The organism is Aerococcus sp. UMB7834, from assembly GCF_030215145.1.
Classification (GTDB): domain Bacteria; phylum Bacillota; class Bacilli; order Lactobacillales; family Aerococcaceae; genus Aerococcus.
In genome coordinates, this window is sequence record NZ_JASOLI010000008.1 from 78,002 (window position 1) to 99,884 (window position 21,883).

Sequence of the window (21,883 nt, forward strand, 5' to 3'; positions counted from 1 at the left end):
TTTAGCCTCCTAGCTCTCCTCATCGGACGGGCTATCGACCTGGTCAGCGAGCTGACTCACAAATTGGAGCAAGTAGTCGAGCCATTCTACTGGCTCTAACTTTCCAATCTGTAGGAAGAGGGTAAGTTGGCCTTCCTTGTCTTCTTTCATTTGTAGGCGCATAGGAATCTTATCCAAGGCCTCAAATATCTTAGGTACAGCCGTCTGCTGGTCCAGACTGGCATGGAAGTGTAACTCTACCCCATTATTGCGAGTCTGAATATGGTTGATGCCAACTTTCTTGGCATTGGCCTTGAGCGCACCCACATTCAAGAGGAGTTGGACTTCGAGTGGGGGTTCGCCAAAGCGGTCCATCAATTCTTCGTCCAGGTCCCACATGGCTTCCGTATCTTCTAATAGGTTGATCCGCTTATAGATTTCCAACTTCTGCTTCTCGTCAGCAATATAAGTCGAAGGAATATAGGCATTGATATTCATCTCGAGTTCGACCGGCTCTTCAGCTTGGCTTGGCGCTTGACCCCGCTTCTTAGCCACCGCTTCGCTGAGCATTTGCGAATAGAGGTCGAAACCGACCGAATTCACGAAGCCGTGCTGCTGCTTGCCTAAGAGATTACCGGCGCCCCGGATAGCCAAGTCTCGCATGGCAATCTTGAACCCGCTACCTAAGTCAGTGAAGTCACGCAAGGCTGCCAAGCGTTTCTCAGAGACTTCACTGAGCATCTTGTCCGGCTGGTACATGAAGTAGGCATAGGCTACCCGGTTGCTCCGACCTACCCGGCCGCGCAATTGGTAGAGGGTTGAGAGCCCCATGCGGTCAGCCGATTCAACGAGGAGAGTATTGACATTAGGAATATCCACGCCTGTCTCAATAATCGTGGTCGTCACGAGGACATCGTAGTCCCCCTCGATAAAGGCCATCAAGACCTCTTCCAGCTGGTTCACCGACATCTGACCATGGGCAATCCCGACCCGGGCTTCTGGCACCAGACCCGAGATAGCCAAGGCCTTCTCTTCGATTTTTTGCACATTATTAAAGAGATAAAAAACTTGACCCGACCGGCCGAGCTCGCGCTCAATGGCTTCGCGGATGGCTTCTGGATTCTGCTCGAGAATATAAGTCTGAACTGGATAGCGGTTGGCTGGTGGCGTCTCAATCACACTCAGGTCGCGGGCGCCTAGAATCGATAAATGGAGGGTCCGTGGAATCGGTGTCGCCGTCAGGGTCAGCACATCTACATTGGCCTTGAGCTGCTTGAGTCGTTCCTTGGCCTTGACCCCGAAGCGCTGTTCCTCATCAACAACGAGGAGGCCCAGATCTAGGAAACTGACATCCTTGGACAAGAGCCGGTGGGTACCAACAACTAGGTTGACCCTGCCAGAAGCGAGGCCCTCAATGGTTTGATCCTGCTGGGCCTTAGTCCTAAAACGACTCAAGAGGGCAATTTCAAAGGGCCAGTCTTGGAAACGTTCCAGGAGCGTTTCATAATGCTGCTGAGCCAGCACGGTAGTAGGTACTAGGAAGGCAGCCTGTTTTCCTTCCATTAGCGCCTTGAAAATAGCCCGCATGGCAACTTCCGTCTTCCCAAAGCCGACATCTCCCACGAGTAAACGGTCCATAGCTTTGGACTTCTCCATATCCGTCTTAATCTCGTCAATGGATCGCAACTGGTCTTCCGTCTCACTGTATGGAAAGGCAGCTTCAAAGTCTGCTTGTTCCGGGGTATCTGGGCCGAAAGCATAGCCTTCCTGGGCTTCCCGGTTGGCATAGATTTCGATCAGATCATCTGCAATATCCTCGATCTGCCAGCTCACCTTACGCTTGGTCTTGGCCCATTCACTGCCACCCATCTTATTGAGCTTAGGTGTCTTGCCTTCACTAGAGACATATTTTTGTACCAAGTCGATCTGCTCCACAGGCACATGGATAGCGGCCTGGTCAGCATAGACAATGGTCAGATAGTCCCGGTGCGAACCCGCCACTTCAATGGTCTCAATCCCTGTGAATTGCCCAATCCCATGATTGATATGAACGACATAATCGCCCACCTCTAATTGCTGGTAGTTCTTAAGGCGCTCCGCATTCGAGAGCTGCTTGTTAGCTTTAGGGCGTTTCTTCTTCTTGACCTGCTGGTAGATATCTGCCTCCGACACTAGGACCAAATGCTCATTGACAAATTCAATCCCAGCAGTGAAATTAGCCAAAACTAAGTTCACGGCATCTTCTTGGAGCTGGCCTAAGTCCGAAGACACCACCGCCAGGCCTTCAGCTTGGAGGATTTCCTCTAATTTGCGCCGGCGGTCAGCGGTCGACAGGGCAATGACCACTTGACGCTTGGTCTTCTGCCAGGCCTGGATTTCCATCTTGAGGGCATCCATCTGCTCATAGAATTGAACGACCGGCCGGGTTTGGAATTCATGGAGATAGTCAAACTTCATCTGGCCATAGCCCCTCTGGAAGATCCCCAAGTACAAGCACCGCCCCTTGTAGGCCTCTAAACTCTCCTTAAAAGAAGTATAATAAGCGATCTGCGGAGGGAGCTGGCCTTGCTCCGTCTTAGCTTGGAGGAAGGCTGCTGCATTCTCGTCAATGCTAGCAGCAGATTCTTGGAGGCGGGGATAGTCATCAATTATTAGAAGACTCTTGTCCCCTAAGTAACTGAGCAAGTTATCCTCACTCTCATAGAGGTATTGGCTAAAGTAAGCGGTCAGTTCCGAACTCTCCCCAGTCCGCCATAAGTTGACTTCTTCTGCCATATTTTCCTTGATTTCTTGGACTAGGTCGGCATCCGCCATGCCCTCAACTTCTTGTTTGACTGCTTCTTGGAGCCGGTCCGCTTGGGCTTTCATTTGTTCAGGCTGAAAGAGGAAGTCATCAGCTGGGATGATCTGGACTTGGTCTAGGTCCTCCAGACTTTTCTGATTGTCTGGATCAAAGCTTGAAATCCGTTCCAGTTCATCAAAGGCCAGAGAGAAGCGGACGGGTTGGTCCCGGTCAAGAGGAAAGCAATCCACAATATCTCCCCGTAAACTCATCTCACCCGGACTCGCGACAATCGGCCGACGCTTATAGCCCCGCGCTAGGAGGTCCTTGGCCAGTTGGGGGGCAGGCAAGTCGTCCCCCAAGCTTAATTCTAAATGCAGACTGTCCCAGAGTGCAGCAGGCATCAGACGCTTCTTCAATGCAAAAAGCGGGGCAAGAATGATTCCCCCTTCTTCACTTTCTCTTAAGAATTTCATCACGGCCAAGCGGTCAGCCAAGGCTTCTGGACTGGCTACAGCTAGGTCGGCTGCCACACTCTCTGCGCTATTAAAGAGATAGAGCCGGTCTTCGGGAATGAAATTGGCTAAATCATCCAAATAGCGTTCAGCTTCAAGTAAATTATTAGTCACAATTAAATATTTTTGACCCATCGCCTGCTTGTAGGCAAGTTGGGCGATATAGGCCTTGGATAAACCCTGTAAGCCTAGAAAGAGAACGCTCTGCCCTTCAGCCAGAGCTTGACGGGCATCCGTATCGAGCGCTTCAGTCATATATTGATCTAATTGCAAGAAAACACCTGCTCTCTAATGGTTATACTTGGTCATGGTTTCTTCAAAAGAATGGCCGGCTAGCCAATAATCAATGGCTGCTACCGCCTGGCGAGTGCTCTCGAGCATGGCGGTATGGTCTTCTTTGGGGAAGCTCCCTAAGACATGGTTCACCACACTCACGCCTACTTGCGGCCGCCCCACGCCTAGTTTCAAACGTTGGACTTGGTCAGTCCCTAAGTGTTGGATAATACTCTTCATCCCATTATGGCCACCAGAACTGCCCTTGCGCCGCATACGCAAGCGACCCACATCCATATCCATATCATCATAGACCACTAGGAGGTCCTCTAATTCAATATCGAAATAATTCACAAAGCCAATCAAACTCTCGCCCGATAGGTTCATAAAAGTCTGTGGCTTGACAAAGAAAACCTTCTCCCCTTGGATACGGTATTCCACATATTTGCCCTTGAATTTCTCCTGGTCAAAGGTCAGATGGTGCTGGTAAGCCCATTCATCCAAAGTAATAAAACCAATATTGTGGCGGGATCGTTCATATTTAGGGCCTGGATTCCCCAAACCTGCTACTAATTTCATCGTCATACTCCTTTATTTAAGGGCGGAGCCCTTCTCTTCTAAGCATCCTATACTGCTGCTCTGATTGCGAAGCGCAAGTAGCTTCTACTCATACTTATTGTACCTTAGACCCCCAGCGCAAACAAGTTCTCAGCTTGCAGTTAAACTAGTACCAAGCCTATCTTTTAAGGTTTAAACTTTATCTATCATAATTGTAAAAACAATCACAATTATCTATCAAATACATTTTTTGTATTTACTTCATCCCCTTTTATTTCTTTCCTTTTTTGTTAAATCACATATGATAACGCTTGCTGTTTTTTTCTAACTTCGTTTATCATTTCACAATTTCTAGGAAAGCATTGAAATCCCCCTAGCTAATCACTATAATTGCTAGTATAAGCATATTGATAGAATAGAAATGAGAGGTCTTATTGATGGCAAAAGATAAAACACATAAAATTATTTTAATTGGTGATGGTGCAGTTGGCTCTAGCTTCGCTTTCTCCACTGTATTGCAAGGCATCGGCCACGAACTTGGAATCATTGATATTAATAAAAAACGTGTGATTGGTGACGTCGAAGACTTAAAAGACGCCCTAGTTTATTCTAGCCCTAAAAAGATTTTTGCTGCTGAATATAGCGACTGTAAAGATGCCGACATCGTGGTTCTCTGCGCAGGCATGGCTCAAAAAGAAGGTGAAACTCGTCTCGACCTTGTCAGCAAGAACTTGGTAATCTTCAAAGACATGGTTGATCAAGTTGTCGCTAGTGGTTTCGACGGGATCTTCCTGGTAGCCACCAACCCTGTGGACATCCTGACCTATGCCACATGGAAATTCTCTGGCTTCCCATCTTCCCGGGTTATCGGTTCAGGGACTGCCCTCGACAGCGCTCGTTTCCGCCAAGAAATTGGTGCTTTAACCAATGTGGACTCCCGTAGTGTCCACGCTCTCATCATGGGGGAACACGGCGACAGCGAATTTGCCGTATGGTCTCACGCTAATATTGGGGGACTCCCAATGGAAGACTGGGTTAAGGTTCACCCCGAAATCAATGAAGAACGCTTGACAGAAATCTATTACGATGTTCGTGATAAAGCTTACCACATTATCGAAAACAAGGGAGCAACATTCTACGGTATCGCTGCTTCCCTAGCCCGGATCGTGAAGGCTATCCTAAACAACGAAGGGGCAATTCTCCCTATCTCTGTTTACCTCGATGGTGAGTACAAGCAAGAGGATATCTATATCGGTGCCCCTGCTGTCCTAACCAGCGAAGGCGTTCGTAGTGTCATCGAATTACCACTCAGCGACCACGAACAAAACTTAATGGACAAGTCTGCTGGTCAAATGAAAGAAGTCATTGATTCAGCCTTTGCTGAATTAGAAAACAAATAAGCTCTCTAAGTCCATAAAAATTGCCGTCCCAGCTAACGCTCATGCGCTAGCTGGGACGGCTTTTTTGACTTCAAATATATTGCTTAGCGGTCACTCCGATTTTAAAATGACCGGTTTTTATATCGAACTTTTGTCACACTGACCTTCTTAGAAGAGAGCTAGGCTCTTCAAAAGCCAGATCCAAAAGACCAAGGTAAACATGGCAAAGCAAGTGGTGAAAACGACAATCTGATTGGCCAAATCTTCATCGCCCCCTGCCATCACGGCTTGGGCATAGGACGAAACGGCGGTCGGTCCAGCGGTCGCAATCAAGACACTGATAATATTATCATCACGAAGGCCAAAGAGGACAGCCAAGCTCAGAGCAATAGCTGGATTCACCAACAGTTTATTGATCACCGTGAAGTAGAGCGACCAATCGGCATCTTTAATCTTATCAAATTTAAAGAGACCACCCATCACGGTGAGGGCCAAGGGTGAGGTCATAGCACTCAGATTATCGAAAGCCACTTCCGCAGACTGGGGCAAGCGCAAACCGAGGGCAGCTACCACAATCCCCGAAGCCGTAGCGATCACCATGGGATTGCTGATGATTTTGTGCATCAAGTCCTTGAAGGAGAAATCTTCATCCGTATAAATGGACAGGGCAATTACCGACAGGATATTATTCACCGGCACGATAATCGCTAGGGCGATACTGACCATGCCCAAGTTTTCTTTGCCGAGCAGGGCTGTTCCCAGGGGTAAGCCGAAAAGAATGGCGTTCGAACGAATAGATCCTTGGAGCATCACTCCCCGGCGGTCATTACGTTTCTGAAAAATGGGAATAATCAGGGCATAGACAATAAAAATTGCAATCGCATAGATAATCACAAAGGCCAAGGTCCGCGGATTAAAGTTCTTATCCAGATCCATGTGGTAGACATTGTTAAATAAGTTCAAGGGCAGGAAAAAGGCAAAGAGTGCCTTATTCATCTCGCTAAGGGACTTGCGGGACATCCAACCAATGCGGTGGATCAGCTGTCCGATCAAGATATAGAGCAGGACAGGCATTACCGCATTGAAGCCAATCATAAAATTCGTCATTCATCCATTCCTCACTTTCTGATAAAAGTATTCAAGCATAAATCCCTCCTGCCGTCAACCGTTCGAGCAAGAGACTAGCTCAGCCTTTTGACTCTCCTGGTCCGAAGCTCCAGATAAAGCTGAATGAGATGATCGCCTATACTAAAAAATTAAACACTAAAAAAAGACTGGAAACTCGTTCCAGCCTTAATTCTTTTCTTCTAGTCGGCGTTATGGCCATTGTCCATGCCCTTGAATTCTTCAACAAATAAAGGACTTACCGAACGCTTGTCGTGGATACGGAGGATAGCTTCTGCAATCAGTTCAGAAACGGTTACTTGCTTGATCTTATCGATTCGTTTTTCTTCTGGCAGGTAAATGGAGTCTGTAACTACAACTTCTGAGATGTTGGACTTAGCCAGACGTTCAACTGCTGGACCTGAAAGAACAGGGTGAGTACAGCAAACCGCTACCGAAACAGCGCCTGCTTCGCCCAAGGCTTTAGCCGCTGCCGTAATTGTCCCTGCAGTATCGATCATATCGTCAATGATCAGAGCGTGCTTGCCTTCAACATTACCGACAATATTCATCACTTCTGCCACGTTGGCTTTAGGTCGACGTTTGTCAATAATAGCAATTGGCGCCTTCAAGAACTCTGCCAATTTACGTGCCCGGGTCACCCCACCATGGTCTGGTGAAACCACCACAACATCTTCTAAGCTATAGTCTGGGTTTTCAATGAAGTAGTTAGCCAGAAGAGGAGAACCAAGCAGGTGGTCCACTGGAATATCGAAGAAACCTTGGATTTGGGCAGCGTGCAAGTCAAGGGCTACCACTCGGTCAGCACCAGTCTTTTCAATCATATTAGAAACAAGCTTAGCTGTGATAGGTTCACGCGGTTTGGCTTTACGGTCTTGACGGGCATAGCCGAAGTAAGGAATGACAACTGTAATCGTCGCCGCACTCGCCCGGCGGCAGGCATCAATCATAATTAAGAGTTCCATGAGGTGGTCGTTAACAGGTTCTGATGTTGATTGAACAATATAAACATCATCCCCACGAATTGATTCATCGATACTGATATAGATTTCGCCGTCGCTAAAGTGGGTAACAGAACATTCTCCTAGTTCAGTATCCATAGCTTTAGCGATCTTTTCAGCTAATTCTGGGTTCGAATTGAGAGAAAACACCTTAAGATTATTCGGCTTATGTTGAGACATTTCCTGATATTCCTCCTACTATTGGTCATTTAAAATTTGCTACACACATATCTTAACATATTTTTTACAAACTAGTGATTCTTTTTGCCAATTGCCAGCTTATCCCAATAGTTTTCTTTATTAGACTGCCGAGCCCGGGCAATGGCTAAGCTCTTTTCCGGCACATCATCGGTAATGGTAGACCCTGCTGCTAGGAAGGTATTGGCAGCAACTTGGACGGGGGCTACGATATTCACATTGGAGCCAATAAAGCTATGGTCACCGACCACCGACCGGGCCTTGTTGACTCCATCATAGTTACAGAAAATAACGCCACAGCTAACATTAATATCAGCACCCAGGTCGGCATCACCAATATAGGTCAAGTGGCCAACCTTGGTCCCTTGGCCGATGGTCGCGTTCTTCACTTCAACATAGTTGCCAATGTGAACACGGCTAGCCAGCTTAGCCTTGGGGCGGAGGTGGGCATGAGGTCCGATATCTGAATTTGAGCCAACTTCAGCTTCTTCAATTTCTGAAGACCGGATCTTAACCCCATCACCGATCTGGCTATCGCGAATACAGGTCTGGCTACCGATCACACAATCGTGACCAATGCTCGTTTGCCCCTTCAATTGAACATTCGCTTCAATCAAGGTATCGCTAGCTATCGATACCCCTGCTTCAATATAGACCGTGCTCGGATCAACGAAGCTGACCCCTTGGCGCATAAAGTGCTCATTTTGTCGTTTAAAGAAGAGACGGTTAGCTTCCGCCAAGGCCAGGCGGTCATTAACACCTAGCGCCTCTGACATATCGGAAATCTGGTAGGCAGCAATATGCTGGCCCCGGTCTTTGAGCAATTCGAGAACATCTGGCAAGTAATACTCACCCTGGGCATTGTCATTGTTCACTTCATGGAGCATCTTGAAAAGCCATTGGTTGTCGAAAACATAGGTCCCTGTGTTAATTTCTTGGACTTGGCGTTCTTCCTCTGTGGCATCCTTCTCTTCGACACTGCGGTCTACCGACCCATCAGCTCGGCGGATAATTCGTCCATAGCCATAAGGATTATCGGCATGGGCTGTGAGGATAGTTGCCTTAGCGCCTTCCGCTTCATGGTAGTCAACTAGCGCTTCAAAAGTCTCAGCGCGGATTAAAGGGGTGTCCCCGGCTACGACCAAGGTAAGGCCTTCCTTATCAGCTAATAGGGATTCTGCCTGCATGACCGCATGAGCCGTTCCCAATTGTTCTTCTTGTAAGCAGTAGAGGGACCGGTCACCGAGGCGTTCCTTCACCTGGTCTGCCCCATGACCAACTACGGTAATCTTCTCATCAAAGCCTGCCTGGCTGATATTATCCACCACATGTTCTACCATGGACTTACCAGCGACCGGGTGCAAGACCTTGTAGAGCTTGGACTTCATCCGTGTTCCCTTACCTGCTGCTAGGATAATTGCAAATTTCTTTCCCATAGTTCCCTCCAGTTTACTTCTTCTGGCGACGTGCGCCCTTATTCTTCTGTTGGCGCTTGCGCTTTTTATTTTTGTTTTTTGACTTCTGTGTTTGCGATTGGCCCCGCTTAGATTTGCTTGTCCCTTGGTCGCGGTGGACAGGGGCTTCTTTGCTGACTTGCCCCTGGCTGAGAAAGACTTCTTCCAGCTTGGCTTGGTCGGGGACCTGCTTCTTAAGCTCGCGTAAGCTGCGATCAGTCACAAAGCTTAGAACGCTTCCCTCAGCTCCCATCCGGCCAGTCCGTCCGCTGCGATGGGTATAAGTGGCCTGGTCTTCTGCCTGGTCATACTGAATCACATAGGGCAAATCTGGAATATCCATTCCCCGTGCCGCCACATCCGTGGTTAAGAGATAGACATAGCGCCCCTGACGGAAGCCTTGCAGGGCATTTTGCCGGTCCTGGCTGGTCATCTCACTATGGAGAACAGCCACCGGCACCTGGCGATAGGTCAACTTCTCCTTGAGCCGGTCAAGTTCGGCAATACTTCGGACAAAAACCAAGGCCTGCATCCCCTCCACCTGGGCCAAGCGTCGCAGGGCATCATCCCGCTTACGGCTGGATACTTGCAAGTAGAGGTGTTGACGCTTAGCCGTCAACGCTTGGGAGGCCTGGCTGCAATCGAGGAAGAAAACCTCTTCGCGCAATCCTTCGAACTGGGCCCAAGCTTCCGCATTAGCCGTTGCTGAAAAGGCAGCCAGACTTACCGATTGTTGGAGCCGGTCGATGAAGGCTTGGGTCGTTGCTGCTTGCTCCTGGCTAAAGAGGCGGTCGCACTCATCCAAGACCAGGCGCTTCACTTGGTGGAGCTTGAGCTTGCGGCTCTGAGCCAGTTCATTTAAGCGGCCAGCGGTCCCAATCACCAGCTCTGGTTTTCCTTTTAATTTTTCAATTTGACGTTTAATATTTGCCCCGCCAACTAAGGACTGGACTTTGATTCCCTTCGCCTTGGCCCAATGCCTAGCCACGTCCGCAATCTGGGCGGCAAGGTCCTGGGAAGGGGCAAGAATCACAGCTTGCACTTGCCCATTGGTCTCAAGTTTTTCTAATAGTGGTAAGAGATAGGCCAGGGTTTTACCCGTCCCAGTAGGAGATACCATATAAAAATTTTCTCCCGCAAGCATGGGCTCCCAGGCTGCCTTTTGCACCTCGGTAGGCGCTTGGAAGCCGGCTGCTTCCACTAAGTCACGGACTTCTTCTGATAAATTATTCCACACAAGTCTTGCTCCTCGCTAATTGTCTTCTTCAAGGGCTGGCAGGGGCCGGATCGGACTAGCAGGATGGCTGGGATCGACTGCTAAGGGCAGGTCCTCAGCCCCTACTTTCTCTTCCGGTAAAGGCTCTAACAGATAGTCTCCACCCTGGTCCTGGATGAGGACATGGTCAGGCTGGCTGTAGTGTTGGCTAGGCCGGTCATCATAAACCGTAATCCCTTCGTTTAAGTTTTCCTGTCTATCTGGGCCAGGCTGGCTATGTTCTGACTGGTCCGCCTTCTCCCCTAGATCTCGGGCCCAATCCTTGAGCTGATCCTCGCGTGAGGCCGTCAATTGGACACGGACCAATTCAGGCCGATTGTTCACCCGGACGCCCAGACTGGCTCGACCGATCCCCCGCGAAATCAAGAGAGACTTGTAAGGGTTACCGGGCAGGCGGAAGATACCCTCCGTATACTTAGGCAGGTAGCCTTGGCTTGGTGCATAGAGACCGCCCAGCGGTCCTAAATGGATGCTGCCCCCAGTAGCCAAGCCTGAGAGGACCAGGTCTGGTGACTTACTGAGATCTTCATGGTAGCGCAGGAAAGCTTCCGGATGGCTGGCCAACAAAATCTTAACCTGCTGGGTCTGCTTAGGCGTCAAGTCCACATGGCGTAAGGCGTCTCCTTTGAGGAAAGAGCGGTTGCCCTTCTCCATAAGGCCCATGATGGTAATAGCCTGGCCTTTATAGGTCAAGTCGACGGCTTGGTCGTGCAAGAATTGGACGCCATATTCGCGGAAGAGCCGCTCCATTTGGGGTGCCTGGGGATGTTTTAATTCGTTAGGGCCATAAACCGCAAAGGTCGGTGCAAGGGCTGTCAGTTCACGGGCAAAGGCTGCGAGCTCAGTCAAGTTAAGCGTTCCTTCTTGGTTGAGGATATTCCCCGTCAGCGCAATCATATCCACCTGGCTAGCCTTGGTCTGCTTCAAGAGATCTTTTAGGTCTACCCGGTGCTTGGGAAAGTTCAAGTCAGATAGGACGGCAATGGTAAAACCATCCAAGGCCCCCGCATAACGCGGACTCTCTAAGAGATAGTCTTGGCGTTTTAAGCGGTAATTTTGGACATAGCCGTAGAGGGCGAGGGCCGCTAAACAGCCTCCCCGCCAAAGCAATTTTTTGAAATGGGATTGAGTCATATGAAGGCCTCCTCATTCTGTTGCCCCTTGACAGTTCACTCGGGGCTCTTCAAGTCATTTACTCCTATTTTATCATAATGTAGCAAGCTTTGAGAAATTTTGACTGAGTCCAAAGAAAATTTAAAGGATAAGGACTTAAGGATCAATTCCTTATCGCTTTCCAGACCAACGTGTTATAATAAAGAATTGAATTCAACAAGCTAGAAAGGAGCCTGATTATGGCGAGCGAATTAATTGAAAATAAATTAAAATTACTGCCTAACGATCCCGGCTGCTATATTATGCGGGACCGCAACAACCATATTATCTATATTGGCAAGGCAAAAAATCTTAAAAATCGGGTTCGCTCCTATTTCAAGAGCTCTCACACCGGAAAGACGGCTCAATTAGTCAGTGAAATCCATGATTTTGAAATTATCATCACGACCACCGATAAGGAAAGCCTGCTCTTAGAGATCAACCTGATCCAAAAATACCAGCCCCATTACAATATCAAGCTCAAGCAGGGCACCATGTACCCCTATCTCAAGATCACTAATGAAAAAGACCCCCAATTAATCATCAGTTCAGTAGTTGAAAATGACGGTGGGCACTACTTCGGCCCCTACCCTAACGTTAATGCCGCCAATGCCACCCGCGACCTCTTACAGAAGACCTATCCCCTCCGCCGCTGTGGCAAAAATGAAAAGCGGGCCTGCTTCTACTACCACCTGGGCCAGTGCATCGGCTGCTGCGACCACCCTGTCAGTAAAGAAACTTATGATAAGCAGATCAGAAACATTACCCGCTTCCTAAATGGCAATGTCAAAAAGATTAAAAATGATCTAAAAAAGAAAATGGCCCAGGCAGCGGAAAACATGCACTACGAGCGAGCTGCCGACTACCGGGACCAAATCCACTACATCGAGCAGACCGTTGAACCCCAGAATGTCATGAGCAAGCAATACAACAACCGAGACGTTTTCGCCTTCTACATGGATAAGGGCTGGATCAGCATCCAAACCTTCATGCTCCGCCAGTTCTCCATTATCAAGCGGGACTCGGCCCTCTTCCCCTGCTACACAGAACCCGAAGAGGAACTGACTTCTTATATCGTCCAGTTCTACCAAGATAAGAACCACACCCTGCCCAAAGAAATCCTGGTGCCCAAGGGTCTGGACAACCTCTTATTAGAAGAAACCCTAGACATTTCCGTGGCCACCCCCCAGCGCGGAGACAAGCGCAAGATGCTCGACTTGGCCAAGTCCAATGCCGAACTCGCCCACCAACAAAAATTCCGCCTCCTAGCCATGAACGAACAAAAAACAACAGGGGCCGTCGAAGAACTCAGCCAGGTCCTCAAGCTGCCCTACTTGCGGGTCATTGAAAGCTTCGACCATTCCAACCACCAAGGAGCAGATAATGTGTCGGGGATGGTCTGCTATGAAGATGGCAAGCCCAACAAGAAGAAGTACCGGAAGTACCGGATCAAAGGCTTCGAAGGTGCTGACGAATATGCTTCCAGCCAAGAGGTCATCCGCCGCCGCTATTCGCGCTTGCTCAAGGAAGGCCAACCCCTGCCCAATATTATTCTCATGGATGGGGGCATTATTGAAATCAATGCTGCCCGCGATGTCCTGGATAACGAACTCGGCTTAGAGGACCTCCCCGTGGCCGGTATGGTTAAGGACGACAAGCACCGGACGGCCCACCTGATCTATGGCCAGCCCCCTGAAATTGTGGACCTGGATCCTAAGTCCCAAGCCTTCCACCTGATCCAACGCATCCAAACCGAGGTCGACCGCTATGCCAAGAGCTTCCACCGCAATGTCCACAGTAAGAACTCCTTCACCTCCCGCCTGGATGCCATCAAAGGCGTCGGCCCCAAGACACGGACCAAGGTCATGCGCCACTTCAAGACCCTGAAGAATATCCGCGCCGCCAGCCCAGAAGACATCCAGGAACTCTCCATCCCCGCCCAAGTCGCCCTAGAAATCCACAAAGCCGCCTGGGAAGGCCTGCCGGATAATCCTTATCAAAGCGAAACACAAGTTAAAAAATCCGAATAAAAACAAAAAAAAACCTCCGCCCACTGCATCTCTTAAGATTGGCAGTTGGGCGGAGGCTTTTATTTTTGAATGAGCTACTGTCTTATTTATGAAATGCCTGAAATTCTTTCTTGGTTAAAGGCTTTATTTTCAATTTCATCGACCAGGTCAAGGGCATAGTCAGCAAGTATAGGTCACTTGTAATTAAAAAATGGTTGTTATAACAGTTTATTTGTGAGCAGGAGTGGAGCTTTGAAGTTGGTCCTTAGCCATGAATAAGCAAGCGATGTGAATTACGTATAGTAGGCGTCAGCCGTACTAGACGTTTGAAGCTCGCTAGGTGAGAGACCTTGGCTCGAACCGATGCCATGGCTCTTCAAGGACCAAATTCAAAAGCGGAACGGATGCTCACCAATACAATGTCATAAAGAAAACTATGCTTTTAACTTAAGACTGATTAATCCTTAAAGCCGCTTGCCTAGTCCTTGGACGATTTATCATCCGACTGGTCCACATAGAGGGTCGGATTATCACGCAATTGGGTCTTCTCGTCATAAGTCAAGTCATCTTCAGGATCAAAGATAGCCTGGGGCTCTTCATCCTTCCCGCGAATATCATCGGAGAAAGATTGGTCCATGTGGTCAAAGAGTTCAGGATCATGTTGGGGATCCACCACTTGGGTCGTCTCAGGCAAGTCATCTTCTACTGTGCCAGGATCTGCATCTAGGCTTGGCTCTGCTTCGGTAAAGACTGCTGCAGCCCCCGCACGTTCACTTGGACTCAGGTCTTCTTCGCTCGCTTCGTCCACCTTCAGCTCATCTGGGACAGCGAAGGCCATGGTTTCTTCAGGCACTTGGGGACGGTCCTCTTGTTGGTAAATCTCCGTCTCGCTGCCTTGCCCCCAAGTTGTGAGATTTAATTCAGGGAAAGCCTCATTCAACTCCAAGCGGTATTGCTTAATATAGTTCCGGTAGAATACAGCCGTTGCGGTGAAGGCACGGAGGCCAAAGACCACATAAACAACCACCAAAATAAAGGTAATCACCCCTGCCAGGAGACCAAAGAGCCCCGCATCGAGATTGAAGAGCAAGCTCGTTGCCATCAGCACGAGGCCAAAGAGGAAGGCCAAGAGATAGGGAACCACCATATAGAAGAAGTGGATACGGAAAAGTTTGAACTTATTCCCCCGCATCATCTGCCGGCTAATCCCCAAGAGTGCTGAGGCTGAAGCCGTTTCACTATCGTAGGGCAGGAAGGGGCTAAAGGCAAAGCCATAGATAAAGACCAAATAAATCAAAGTCAGAACCAGCCATAGAGCGAAGCTAATCCCTGCTAAGATCAAGAGGCGCGTGTCCTCTGCCAGAAGTCCCTGGGTCAATTCTTGACCTGCTGCCAGATCGGGCATTTGGGCAGTCAGGCTCCAAGCTTGATTAGGCAAGAAATTATAGCTGGTCAAGCCAAAGAGAACACCTGACACCAAGCTCAGCAAGAGACTAACCAAAGCTAAAAGTAGCTCAAAGAAAATATAGGCAAGCACATTCCGTCCTGGCCGCCGTCTAAAAGGACGGAAAATCGTCTTGATCTGGTAGCGGCCGGTATCCACCATCTCCAAGAAAGACCAAGGAAAGCCGAATACCATCATTTGAATAATGACATATAAATAAATTAAAACAAAAACAAGGCCCACAAGTCCTAGGAGCCACCCAGCCGCTTCTTGCTGGCTCAGATAAATCAGGCCTGTTGTCCCGAGAATCCCCATGGCACTGAGGATAATCACAGCTAAGACAAAGGCTAGGATAATTCGCCAGCTGTTACCTCTCTGGGCGTAGCCAGCCTGCTCGCGAATATCACGGTTCGCGACACTCAATTTGTATTTCATCATCTTCTCCTCCATTCACTAGGCATCTTCTTTCCTATTATACCGCATCTCGCGCCTTCTTGTAAAAAGTTAAAGGGCCGCTTCTTCACGCGCCAGCTGCAAAACTAGGGCCGCGGCCGTATCCCGCTCCCAAGCAAAGCGGCCATTCTGCAAATGGTAATCAATATTCTGCCGGCTGGTTTGAGCGATCCGAGCGATAGAAGCTGCATAACCTTTCTTAAAGAAGCCTGTCACATAATAGTGTGACCGGTCCAGTTCTTCATAGATATCACGGTAGCGAACAGCTTTAGGAGCGGAGAGGTCAAGTGTCTGGTAAGCCGCTAGTTTCTCATCTTGAGCGAGATACTTGCTTTTGGCTTGCCAGATGCGCTGGATGCCCCGCACCAAATGCTCTTCTTCCTGCATATCTTCTGCCAGGTAGAGGGGATAGTGGAGTTCATAAAGTAAGGTCAACAAGGCTTGAATTTCCGACTGCTTGGCCTTGAGGTCTGCCCAGTGGAGAAGCTGGGTATTGACAATGGCGTCTTCCAAGAAATCCGCATTATAGAGGACCGTCGACGAAGCAAAAAGCTGGCTCTGTTCCAAAACCGTTTGGGCGTAGGATCGTGCGCGCTCCTGGTCCAAGGACAGGTCTTCTGTCACACTCGCCAGGCCGATCCCCCCATCCACACGCAGGGGAAAAAGCAGCTGGTTAAAAATCCGGTAGGCCAAAAAAGCAGCAGCAGAGTGTTTGAATACTAGGTCTCCCGACTGTGGGCTCACAAGCAGGCCTGGCTTAAACCACTCGCGAACAAAAGCCTGGGCCGTGAGCCAGAGCGGGTCATTTATAGACAAATCCCCGCAGGCTAATTGTAAGACACTAATGCTTGGCATTATCGTTCTCCTCCCAAGTTAAGTCCAAGGCCCAATCTCTCGCAGCTTCAAGCAATACCCGCCGCCAACGCTTAGCCCAGCGCCCTTCCCGAGCTTGGAGGTCAGCATAATGGCTGACAACAATTTCTTGGCCTGGAGGCAGCTGGCTCAGGACATCATACAAGGCATCGAGATTATAGGAGGCTTGGGTCGGTCTCCCGGCCAAAATCTGCTCGTAAAGATAGGCATAAGCCTCAGCTGATTTCGCTAAGTGTCGGCAGTCAATCTGGATTGGATCATGTCCCTGGTCTTGCATCCTAATTCGCCTCCTTTAATGCTTTAAAGCTATCATAGTGGTCCTTGGTGTAGTAGATTTTATCCCCATCTTCGGAATAAACCAGGCGCTCTGGCCCCCGCGGCCCACCCTGGTAATTGACATCGGCTTCCCGGTAATCCTCATCTTCCGGCAGCTGTCCCTCATAATTCCCAAAACGATCGCCGCCAATCGATTTGTGGTCAGTGACTTCCCAAAGATTGCCCTCTTCGGGAATCCAGCCGGCCGCCTTGGCTTCAGCCTTGCTGATATAATTCTTAGGCAGGTCACCAAATTGATCGATATAGGCTGCCACCTCTTCCGGACTTGAGTAAGTCTCGCCTTCAACGACGGCTGGAGAAGACTGAGAAGTAGCGCTTGATTGGCTAGTAGCCGGCTCATCCGTCCCCGTCTCTAGACCTCCTTGCCCCAAGTCTTGGCCCGTCCACAACGCTAGACCTAGGACGATCAAGGCGAGCAAGCTTTGCAGTAGTTTATTATTCTTTAATCCCTTCATTCTTATCCTCCATCCTTTTACCCTTATTATAACTGATTTTAGGAAGGGCGGCATGGTTAGACCTTATTTTATACCAGCTGAAACTAGCCATTGCTCATTTTTCTGCTATAATAAGACTAGTTGAAACGCTTTATTTTTGAAAGGAGTTTTCTCATATGAAAAAAGTCATTGAAACTAAGCAAGCCCCAGCTGCTATCGGTCCTTATTCCCAAGCTGTAGAGATTAACAACAGTCTCTTTGTCTCCGGGCAAATTCCTGTCGACCCAAGCACTGGTGAAATTGCTGAAGATATTGAAAGCCAAGCCAAACAATCCATGACCAACTTGAAGGCTATCATTGAAGAAGCCGGCTACCAAGTGAGCGATATCGTTCGCTGCACCATCTTCTTAACGGATTTGGCTAATTTCCAAGCAGTCAATGAGATCTACGGCTCCTTCCTAGAAGAACCTTTCCCATCAAGAAGCTGTGTCCAAGTCGCCGCCCTACCAAAAGGCGTTCAAATCGAAGTCGACGCCATCGTAGTTAAATAATCAGGGTATGAGCAAAGGCGGTCAGAAAGGGATGATTGGAGGCAAAAGGGATAAGAGCGGCTCCAGCCGGTCGTTCCCTTTTGCTGAAGTCACTCCCTTTCTACCTTTGCGAACCCGACTAAAGGGTGAGAGACTTGGCGTTTAGACTTGGATGATTGGAGCAAGTCAGAATAAGAGCGAAGCATTCGCTCGTTTCTGACTTGTGAAATCACTCCAAGCCTGCCAAGTCGAACCCGACTGAGGGTGCGAGCAGTTGCGCCCTGACTTGAATGACTGGAGGCCAAACGGAAAAGAGCGGCTTTAGCCGGTCGTTCCGATTGGCTGAAATCACTTCAAGTCTGCAACTGAGAACCCGACTAAGAGTGTGAAGGCTAGCGGGAGAAATAGACCTCTGGAACCAAAAGCCAGAGAAGGCCGAAAGCCTTCGACAGGTTTTGGCGAAGAGGAGCTATTTTTGCTAGACTGATCCGACTAAAGGCATAAAGGAACAAAGAGAAAAGGCGGAAGCAATATTTGCTCCCGCCTTTTTTATTATCGACTTAATTCAACTTTACTTGCCGAAGTGTTCTTGCAGGTAACGGTAAGAGTAACCTGGGTCTGAACCTAACTCTTCAGCTGCTGCGACTGATTCAAGGATTTGTTCATCAGTGTAAGCATCTAAGGCATGCGCATCTAATCCCATCACATCAATGATAATTTGACGTGCTTGAGCTGGATCTGTTACCGTCACAGGGGTCTTCGATGCTGGTTCCTTGGTTGTTGTTTCAGCTTGGCTAGCTTGAGGGGCTTCTGCTTGATCAGCAAGAGCTTGTTTACTTGATACTGATTTAGCTTGAGCCTTGTCAGTTTCATCTTGGGGTGAATTATCTTCGACAATACGTGCTGATTTCTTTGTACGGCTTGTTTGCGTCGCTTCTTTATCTCCCCCTTGGTCTTCGGAAACCACTTTCGCTTCCTTTTGACCTTCTGGAGCAGATTTACTGTCAGCTTCAGCTGACTTACCATTGTCTTCTTTGGCTGGTTGGAATAAGCCGACACTGGCTTCTTTGGCCTCAGCTGGCAAGTAATTCCATGTGAGACTCCCCACACCTAATGTTGCCACAACGGCTAAGGCTGCATATACTTTCTTTTTCATTTTATTTCTCCCACCCTTCATTGCTAGTCTTATTATAGTCACAATAGCGACTGATAACAAGTTTTAGTCAGTATTTCAGAGTAATTTTAAGATAATTTAATTTTTAAGAGTCTAAATACCCTTCAATGGTCTCTTGACTATCCGAGGAATCTGCACGGAAATTATGGATCTGACCCTGCCCCAGTTTGACCAGGCTAGGAACCGTATAAACTTCCCCACGTTCGCGCAAGGTCCTGAGGGCTGGATCTAGGCCATTAGAAGAGTCCACATAATAAACAGCCTGTCCCGTCCTTTCCATAGCAGCCGTCAACTTTGGCACAAAACGCCGGCAAAAACCGCAAGTTGGCCGCCCTAAGAAAACATAATAGCTTTGATCGCTATGAATAGCATCGAGGGCTTGTCCCGCCTGCCACTCTTCCGCTCGATCTATAAAATCCTGAAATGTATTGTCTGTCATCGAATCACCCTTTCAAGGCTATCTTAGCGAAAGCTGAAGCTTAAAGCAAATAGATTGTTTTAGGAGAATTTAAGGGTTAGAAAAGGAAAGTATAGTATAATGATATTATGAATTTCCATCAATACAAGGAGGATTTTATGGAAACTATTTCACTTATTGTTCCTTGTTTTAACGAAGAAGAAGCAATTAATCTTTTTTATCAAGCGGTTGAAAACATCCGTCCCCAATTTCCAAGCCATATTGAATTAGAATATGTCTTTGTTGATGACGGTTCTTCCGACCATACCCGGGATATCCTCGCTGACCTAGCCCGCCAGGATCAACGGGTCCACTACCTATCTTTTTCACGCAACTTTGGCAAGGAAGCGGGTATCTACGCGGGCCTCCAACACGCCAAGGGAGACTATGTCGCTATTATGGATGTTGACCTCCAAGATCCGCCCGAGCTCCTCCCTGAAATGTACACTATTATCCAAGACCAAGCTTATGATTGTGTGGGAACGCGCCGGGTAAGCCGCGAGGGGGAGCCCCCTATCCGTTCTTTCTTTGCCAACCTTTACTACCGGCTTATGCAACATATCTCCAAGACTGAAATTGTCAGTGGAGCTAGAGACTTTCGTTTGATGACCCGGCAGATGGTTAATGCTATCCTTGAAATGACCGAATATAATCGCTTTTCCAAAGGGATTTTTGCCTGGGTGGGCTTTAAGACTAAGTACCTAGAATATGAAAATATCGAACGCAGTGCGGGTCAAACGAGTTGGAGTTTCTGGAGCCTGTTTACCTATTCCATTGATGGGATTGTTGCTTTCTCCGAAGTACCGCTCGATATAATCTCTATCCTAGGCTTTTTCTCCTTTCTAGCTGCCATCCTGCTGGCGATCTTCTTTGCGGGACGAACCCTGATCTTTGGTAATCCCACATCCGGCTGGACCTCTTTAAGCGTGATTATCCTAGCTATGGGTGGTCTCCAATTGCTCTGCCTGGGTGTGGTCGGCAAGTATGTAGGTAAGACCTTCCTAGAAGTCAAACACCGTCCCCAATACATCATTAAGGAAACGGACCAAGACCTGGCCCCTGTCCCCAATGAAGGCTAAGATGACAAGCTGCCGCTTAGCCTTTGTGTCTGACCTCCATATCGACCATAGCCCGACTTGGTCAAGCCGAGACTATCTAGAGGCTTGCCAAGCATTAATTAGCCAGGAGCACATCGATTACTTCATCATTGGAGGCGACATTAGCAATAACTGGCAAACAAGCCTCGCCTTTGTTGAGGAACTCGACAGCTCCTCACCAGCAGCTATTTACTTTATCCCCGGCAATCATGATTACTGGCAACGCCAAGCTCCCAGGACAGACACTTGGGCAATCCACCAGGTATTCCGCCAACATCCCCAGTGCCTCATGGGTAAGGCCCTGCAGCCCTTAGCCAATTGGCGGATCGTTGGCCACCCTGCCTGGTACAACCATGCTGTCCATGATGAGCGTTTTAGCCCTGAACAAATCGAAAGAGGGCGCTTCAAGTTAGCGACCTGGCAGGATAAGAAATTTATCGACTGGGACATGACTGACCGCGAAGTATCCCAAGCCTTTAGCCAAGAAATCTGGACCGACTTCCAGCAGACACCAAGCCCTAATTACATCTTTGTCAGTCATATCCTAACCATCCCTGAATTCACAGTGCCTATGCCCCATCCAGCTTTCGACTTTTTCAACGCCTTTCTAGCAACGGATGATCTCAACAGCCTCTACCAGAACTTTCCTATCCGCTACAGTATCATGGGCCATGTCCATATCCGCTACCAATTTTACAAAAATGGTACGCATTTTATTGCGAATTCGCTAGGCTATCCCAAAGAATGGCGAACAGACCAGCTCGACCAAGAACTCCGATCAGCCTGTTTCATCCTTGATCTGAACGAAAGATAAAAATTCCTCCTCTCGACTTTTAAGTGAGCCGGGAGGAGGAATTTTTATGTATTTATGTTACCAATACGCTTTCCCCTAGACCTCAACCTTTTCTGCTTCCTTTATTTCAGGCTGAGACTCGTTCACTTCATCATTTTTAGAGAGTAAGGACATTGCTAGAGTCGTTAATACAGATACAATCACTGCATCATCGGCAAAGCCAATTGGCCCAAAGATGTCTGGTAACAGATCAGTTGGAATGACCGCATAAGCGATAGCGATGCCCATAATAACTTTGATGTGGGTAGGGGTTTCTTTTTTAAAGAGGGCACGTACGAACTGTGCCAGGGTAGTTTTGGAATTAGTTAATGCATTCTTTTTCATTCCATCATCCTCCTATACACCCTTATTATAGGAGGAGTCCTCGCCCAAAACATCCTACCTTAGACGGATTCTGCATTTTTCAATCTGGAATACAAAAAAGCGACCCTAAAGGATCGCTTTTTCATTTGCACGGCAGCGTCCTAGTCTCACAGGGGGCAACCCCCAACTACATTCGGCGCTAAGAAGCTTAACTGCTGTGTTCGGCAT

General features: G+C 48.4%; 19 protein-coding genes and 1 rRNA gene. 5 read left to right on the top strand and 15 right to left on the bottom strand.

Annotated elements, in window-relative coordinates:
* Nucleotides 1–9: 9 nt before the first annotated feature.
* Both mfd and pth read right to left on the bottom strand, forming a co-directional pair.
* Entirely contained in the window at nucleotides 10–3,531 is a 3,522-nt protein-coding gene (mfd, locus tag QP339_RS07745) for a transcription-repair coupling factor (protein WP_502869660.1), read from the bottom strand.
* A gap of 33 nt (nucleotides 3,532–3,564) precedes the next feature.
* Complete coding sequence (gene pth / locus QP339_RS07750; protein WP_502869659.1) at nucleotides 3,565–4,128, bottom strand: aminoacyl-tRNA hydrolase; 564 nt, start codon at nucleotides 4,126–4,128, stop codon at nucleotides 3,565–3,567.
* Between the two features lie 416 nt (nucleotides 4,129–4,544).
* Between pth and QP339_RS07755 the strand changes: the two genes are divergently transcribed.
* Nucleotides 4,545–5,507, top strand: coding sequence for an L-lactate dehydrogenase (locus QP339_RS07755; RefSeq protein ID WP_284911035.1), 963 nt, complete (start codon nucleotides 4,545–4,547; stop codon nucleotides 5,505–5,507).
* A 147-nt stretch (nucleotides 5,508–5,654) separates the two neighbouring features.
* On the opposite strand, the gene QP339_RS07760 is transcribed toward QP339_RS07755, so the two are convergent.
* The 5 genes from QP339_RS07760 to QP339_RS07780 all read right to left on the bottom strand — a co-directional run bounded on the left by QP339_RS07760 (nucleotide 5,655) and on the right by QP339_RS07780 (nucleotide 11,674).
* On the bottom strand, nucleotides 5,655–6,593 hold the full coding sequence (locus QP339_RS07760) for an AEC family transporter (protein ID WP_284911036.1): 939 nt from the start codon (nucleotides 6,591–6,593) through the stop codon (nucleotides 5,655–5,657).
* Between the two features lie 200 nt (nucleotides 6,594–6,793).
* A complete protein-coding gene (locus QP339_RS07765) occupies nucleotides 6,794–7,792 on the bottom strand; it encodes a ribose-phosphate diphosphokinase (protein WP_070618477.1) in 999 nt (332 codons plus the stop codon).
* 71 nt (nucleotides 7,793–7,863) lie between these two features.
* Nucleotides 7,864–9,246: a bifunctional UDP-N-acetylglucosamine diphosphorylase/glucosamine-1-phosphate N-acetyltransferase GlmU gene (gene glmU, locus QP339_RS07770; protein WP_284911037.1), complete on the bottom strand. Its 1,383-nt coding sequence runs from the start codon at nucleotides 9,244–9,246 to the stop codon at nucleotides 7,864–7,866.
* Between the two features lie 13 nt (nucleotides 9,247–9,259).
* Nucleotides 9,260–10,501 carry a DEAD/DEAH box helicase gene (locus QP339_RS07775; RefSeq protein WP_070618472.1) on the bottom strand — a complete coding sequence of 414 codons (1,242 nt, stop codon included), beginning with the start codon at nucleotides 10,499–10,501 and terminating at the stop codon, nucleotides 9,260–9,262.
* Between the two features lie 15 nt (nucleotides 10,502–10,516).
* A complete protein-coding gene (locus QP339_RS07780) occupies nucleotides 10,517–11,674 on the bottom strand; it encodes a metallophosphoesterase (protein WP_284911038.1) in 1,158 nt (385 codons plus the stop codon).
* 218 nt (nucleotides 11,675–11,892) lie between these two features.
* Here QP339_RS07780 and uvrC point away from each other — a divergent pair, with 218 nt between their 5' ends.
* On the top strand, nucleotides 11,893–13,722 hold the full coding sequence (gene uvrC, locus QP339_RS07785; protein WP_284911039.1) for an excinuclease ABC subunit UvrC: 1,830 nt from the start codon (nucleotides 11,893–11,895) through the stop codon (nucleotides 13,720–13,722).
* Nucleotides 13,723–14,179: 457 nt separating this feature from the next.
* Here uvrC and QP339_RS07790 read toward each other — a convergent pair whose 3' ends face one another.
* The 4 genes from QP339_RS07790 to QP339_RS07805 all read right to left on the bottom strand — a co-directional run bounded on the left by QP339_RS07790 (nucleotide 14,180) and on the right by QP339_RS07805 (nucleotide 17,262).
* Nucleotides 14,180–15,583 carry a hypothetical protein gene (locus tag QP339_RS07790; RefSeq protein WP_284911040.1) on the bottom strand — a complete coding sequence of 468 codons (1,404 nt, stop codon included), beginning with the start codon at nucleotides 15,581–15,583 and terminating at the stop codon, nucleotides 14,180–14,182.
* A gap of 66 nt (nucleotides 15,584–15,649) precedes the next feature.
* The gene (locus QP339_RS07795; RefSeq protein WP_284911041.1) at nucleotides 15,650–16,453 is read right to left on the bottom strand and encodes a hypothetical protein; all 804 of its coding nucleotides are present in this window, start codon (nucleotides 16,451–16,453) and stop codon (nucleotides 15,650–15,652) included.
* The gene (locus QP339_RS07800; RefSeq protein ID WP_284911042.1) at nucleotides 16,440–16,748 is read right to left on the bottom strand and encodes a barstar family protein; all 309 of its coding nucleotides are present in this window, start codon (nucleotides 16,746–16,748) and stop codon (nucleotides 16,440–16,442) included. Before QP339_RS07800 ends, QP339_RS07795 begins: the two co-directional genes overlap by 14 nt.
* Nucleotide 16,749: 1 nt before the next feature.
* On the bottom strand, nucleotides 16,750–17,262 hold the full coding sequence (locus QP339_RS07805) for a ribonuclease domain-containing protein (RefSeq protein WP_284911043.1): 513 nt from the start codon (nucleotides 17,260–17,262) through the stop codon (nucleotides 16,750–16,752).
* Nucleotides 17,263–17,417: 155 nt separating this feature from the next.
* Here QP339_RS07805 and QP339_RS07810 point away from each other — a divergent pair, with 155 nt between their 5' ends.
* The gene (locus tag QP339_RS07810; protein ID WP_284911044.1) at nucleotides 17,418–17,792 is read left to right on the top strand and encodes a RidA family protein; all 375 of its coding nucleotides are present in this window, start codon (nucleotides 17,418–17,420) and stop codon (nucleotides 17,790–17,792) included.
* 550 nt (nucleotides 17,793–18,342) lie between these two features.
* On the opposite strand, the gene QP339_RS07815 is transcribed toward QP339_RS07810, so the two are convergent.
* On the bottom strand, nucleotides 18,343–18,927 hold the full coding sequence (locus QP339_RS07815) for a hypothetical protein (RefSeq protein WP_284911045.1): 585 nt from the start codon (nucleotides 18,925–18,927) through the stop codon (nucleotides 18,343–18,345).
* Nucleotides 18,928–19,030: 103 nt separating this feature from the next.
* The gene (locus QP339_RS07820) at nucleotides 19,031–19,384 is read right to left on the bottom strand and encodes a DUF6568 family protein (protein WP_284911046.1); all 354 of its coding nucleotides are present in this window, start codon (nucleotides 19,382–19,384) and stop codon (nucleotides 19,031–19,033) included.
* A 137-nt stretch (nucleotides 19,385–19,521) separates the two neighbouring features.
* Here QP339_RS07820 and QP339_RS07825 point away from each other — a divergent pair, with 137 nt between their 5' ends.
* Together QP339_RS07825 and QP339_RS07830 are read left to right on the top strand one after the other, a co-directional pair.
* Nucleotides 19,522–20,481, top strand: coding sequence for a glycosyltransferase family 2 protein (locus QP339_RS07825; RefSeq protein WP_284911047.1), 960 nt, complete (start codon nucleotides 19,522–19,524; stop codon nucleotides 20,479–20,481).
* Nucleotide 20,482: 1 nt separating this feature from the next.
* Nucleotides 20,483–21,313 (top strand): metallophosphoesterase, encoded by an 831-nt coding sequence (locus QP339_RS07830; protein WP_284911048.1) that lies wholly within the window; start codon nucleotides 20,483–20,485, stop codon nucleotides 21,311–21,313.
* Between the two features lie 75 nt (nucleotides 21,314–21,388).
* Here QP339_RS07830 and QP339_RS07835 read toward each other — a convergent pair whose 3' ends face one another.
* Both QP339_RS07835 and rrf read right to left on the bottom strand, forming a co-directional pair.
* Complete coding sequence (locus QP339_RS07835) at nucleotides 21,389–21,676, bottom strand: YkvA family protein (protein ID WP_284911049.1); 288 nt, start codon at nucleotides 21,674–21,676, stop codon at nucleotides 21,389–21,391.
* A 127-nt stretch (nucleotides 21,677–21,803) separates the two neighbouring features.
* Nucleotides 21,804–21,883 (bottom strand): 5S ribosomal RNA (gene rrf, locus QP339_RS09695); the annotation flags it as partial.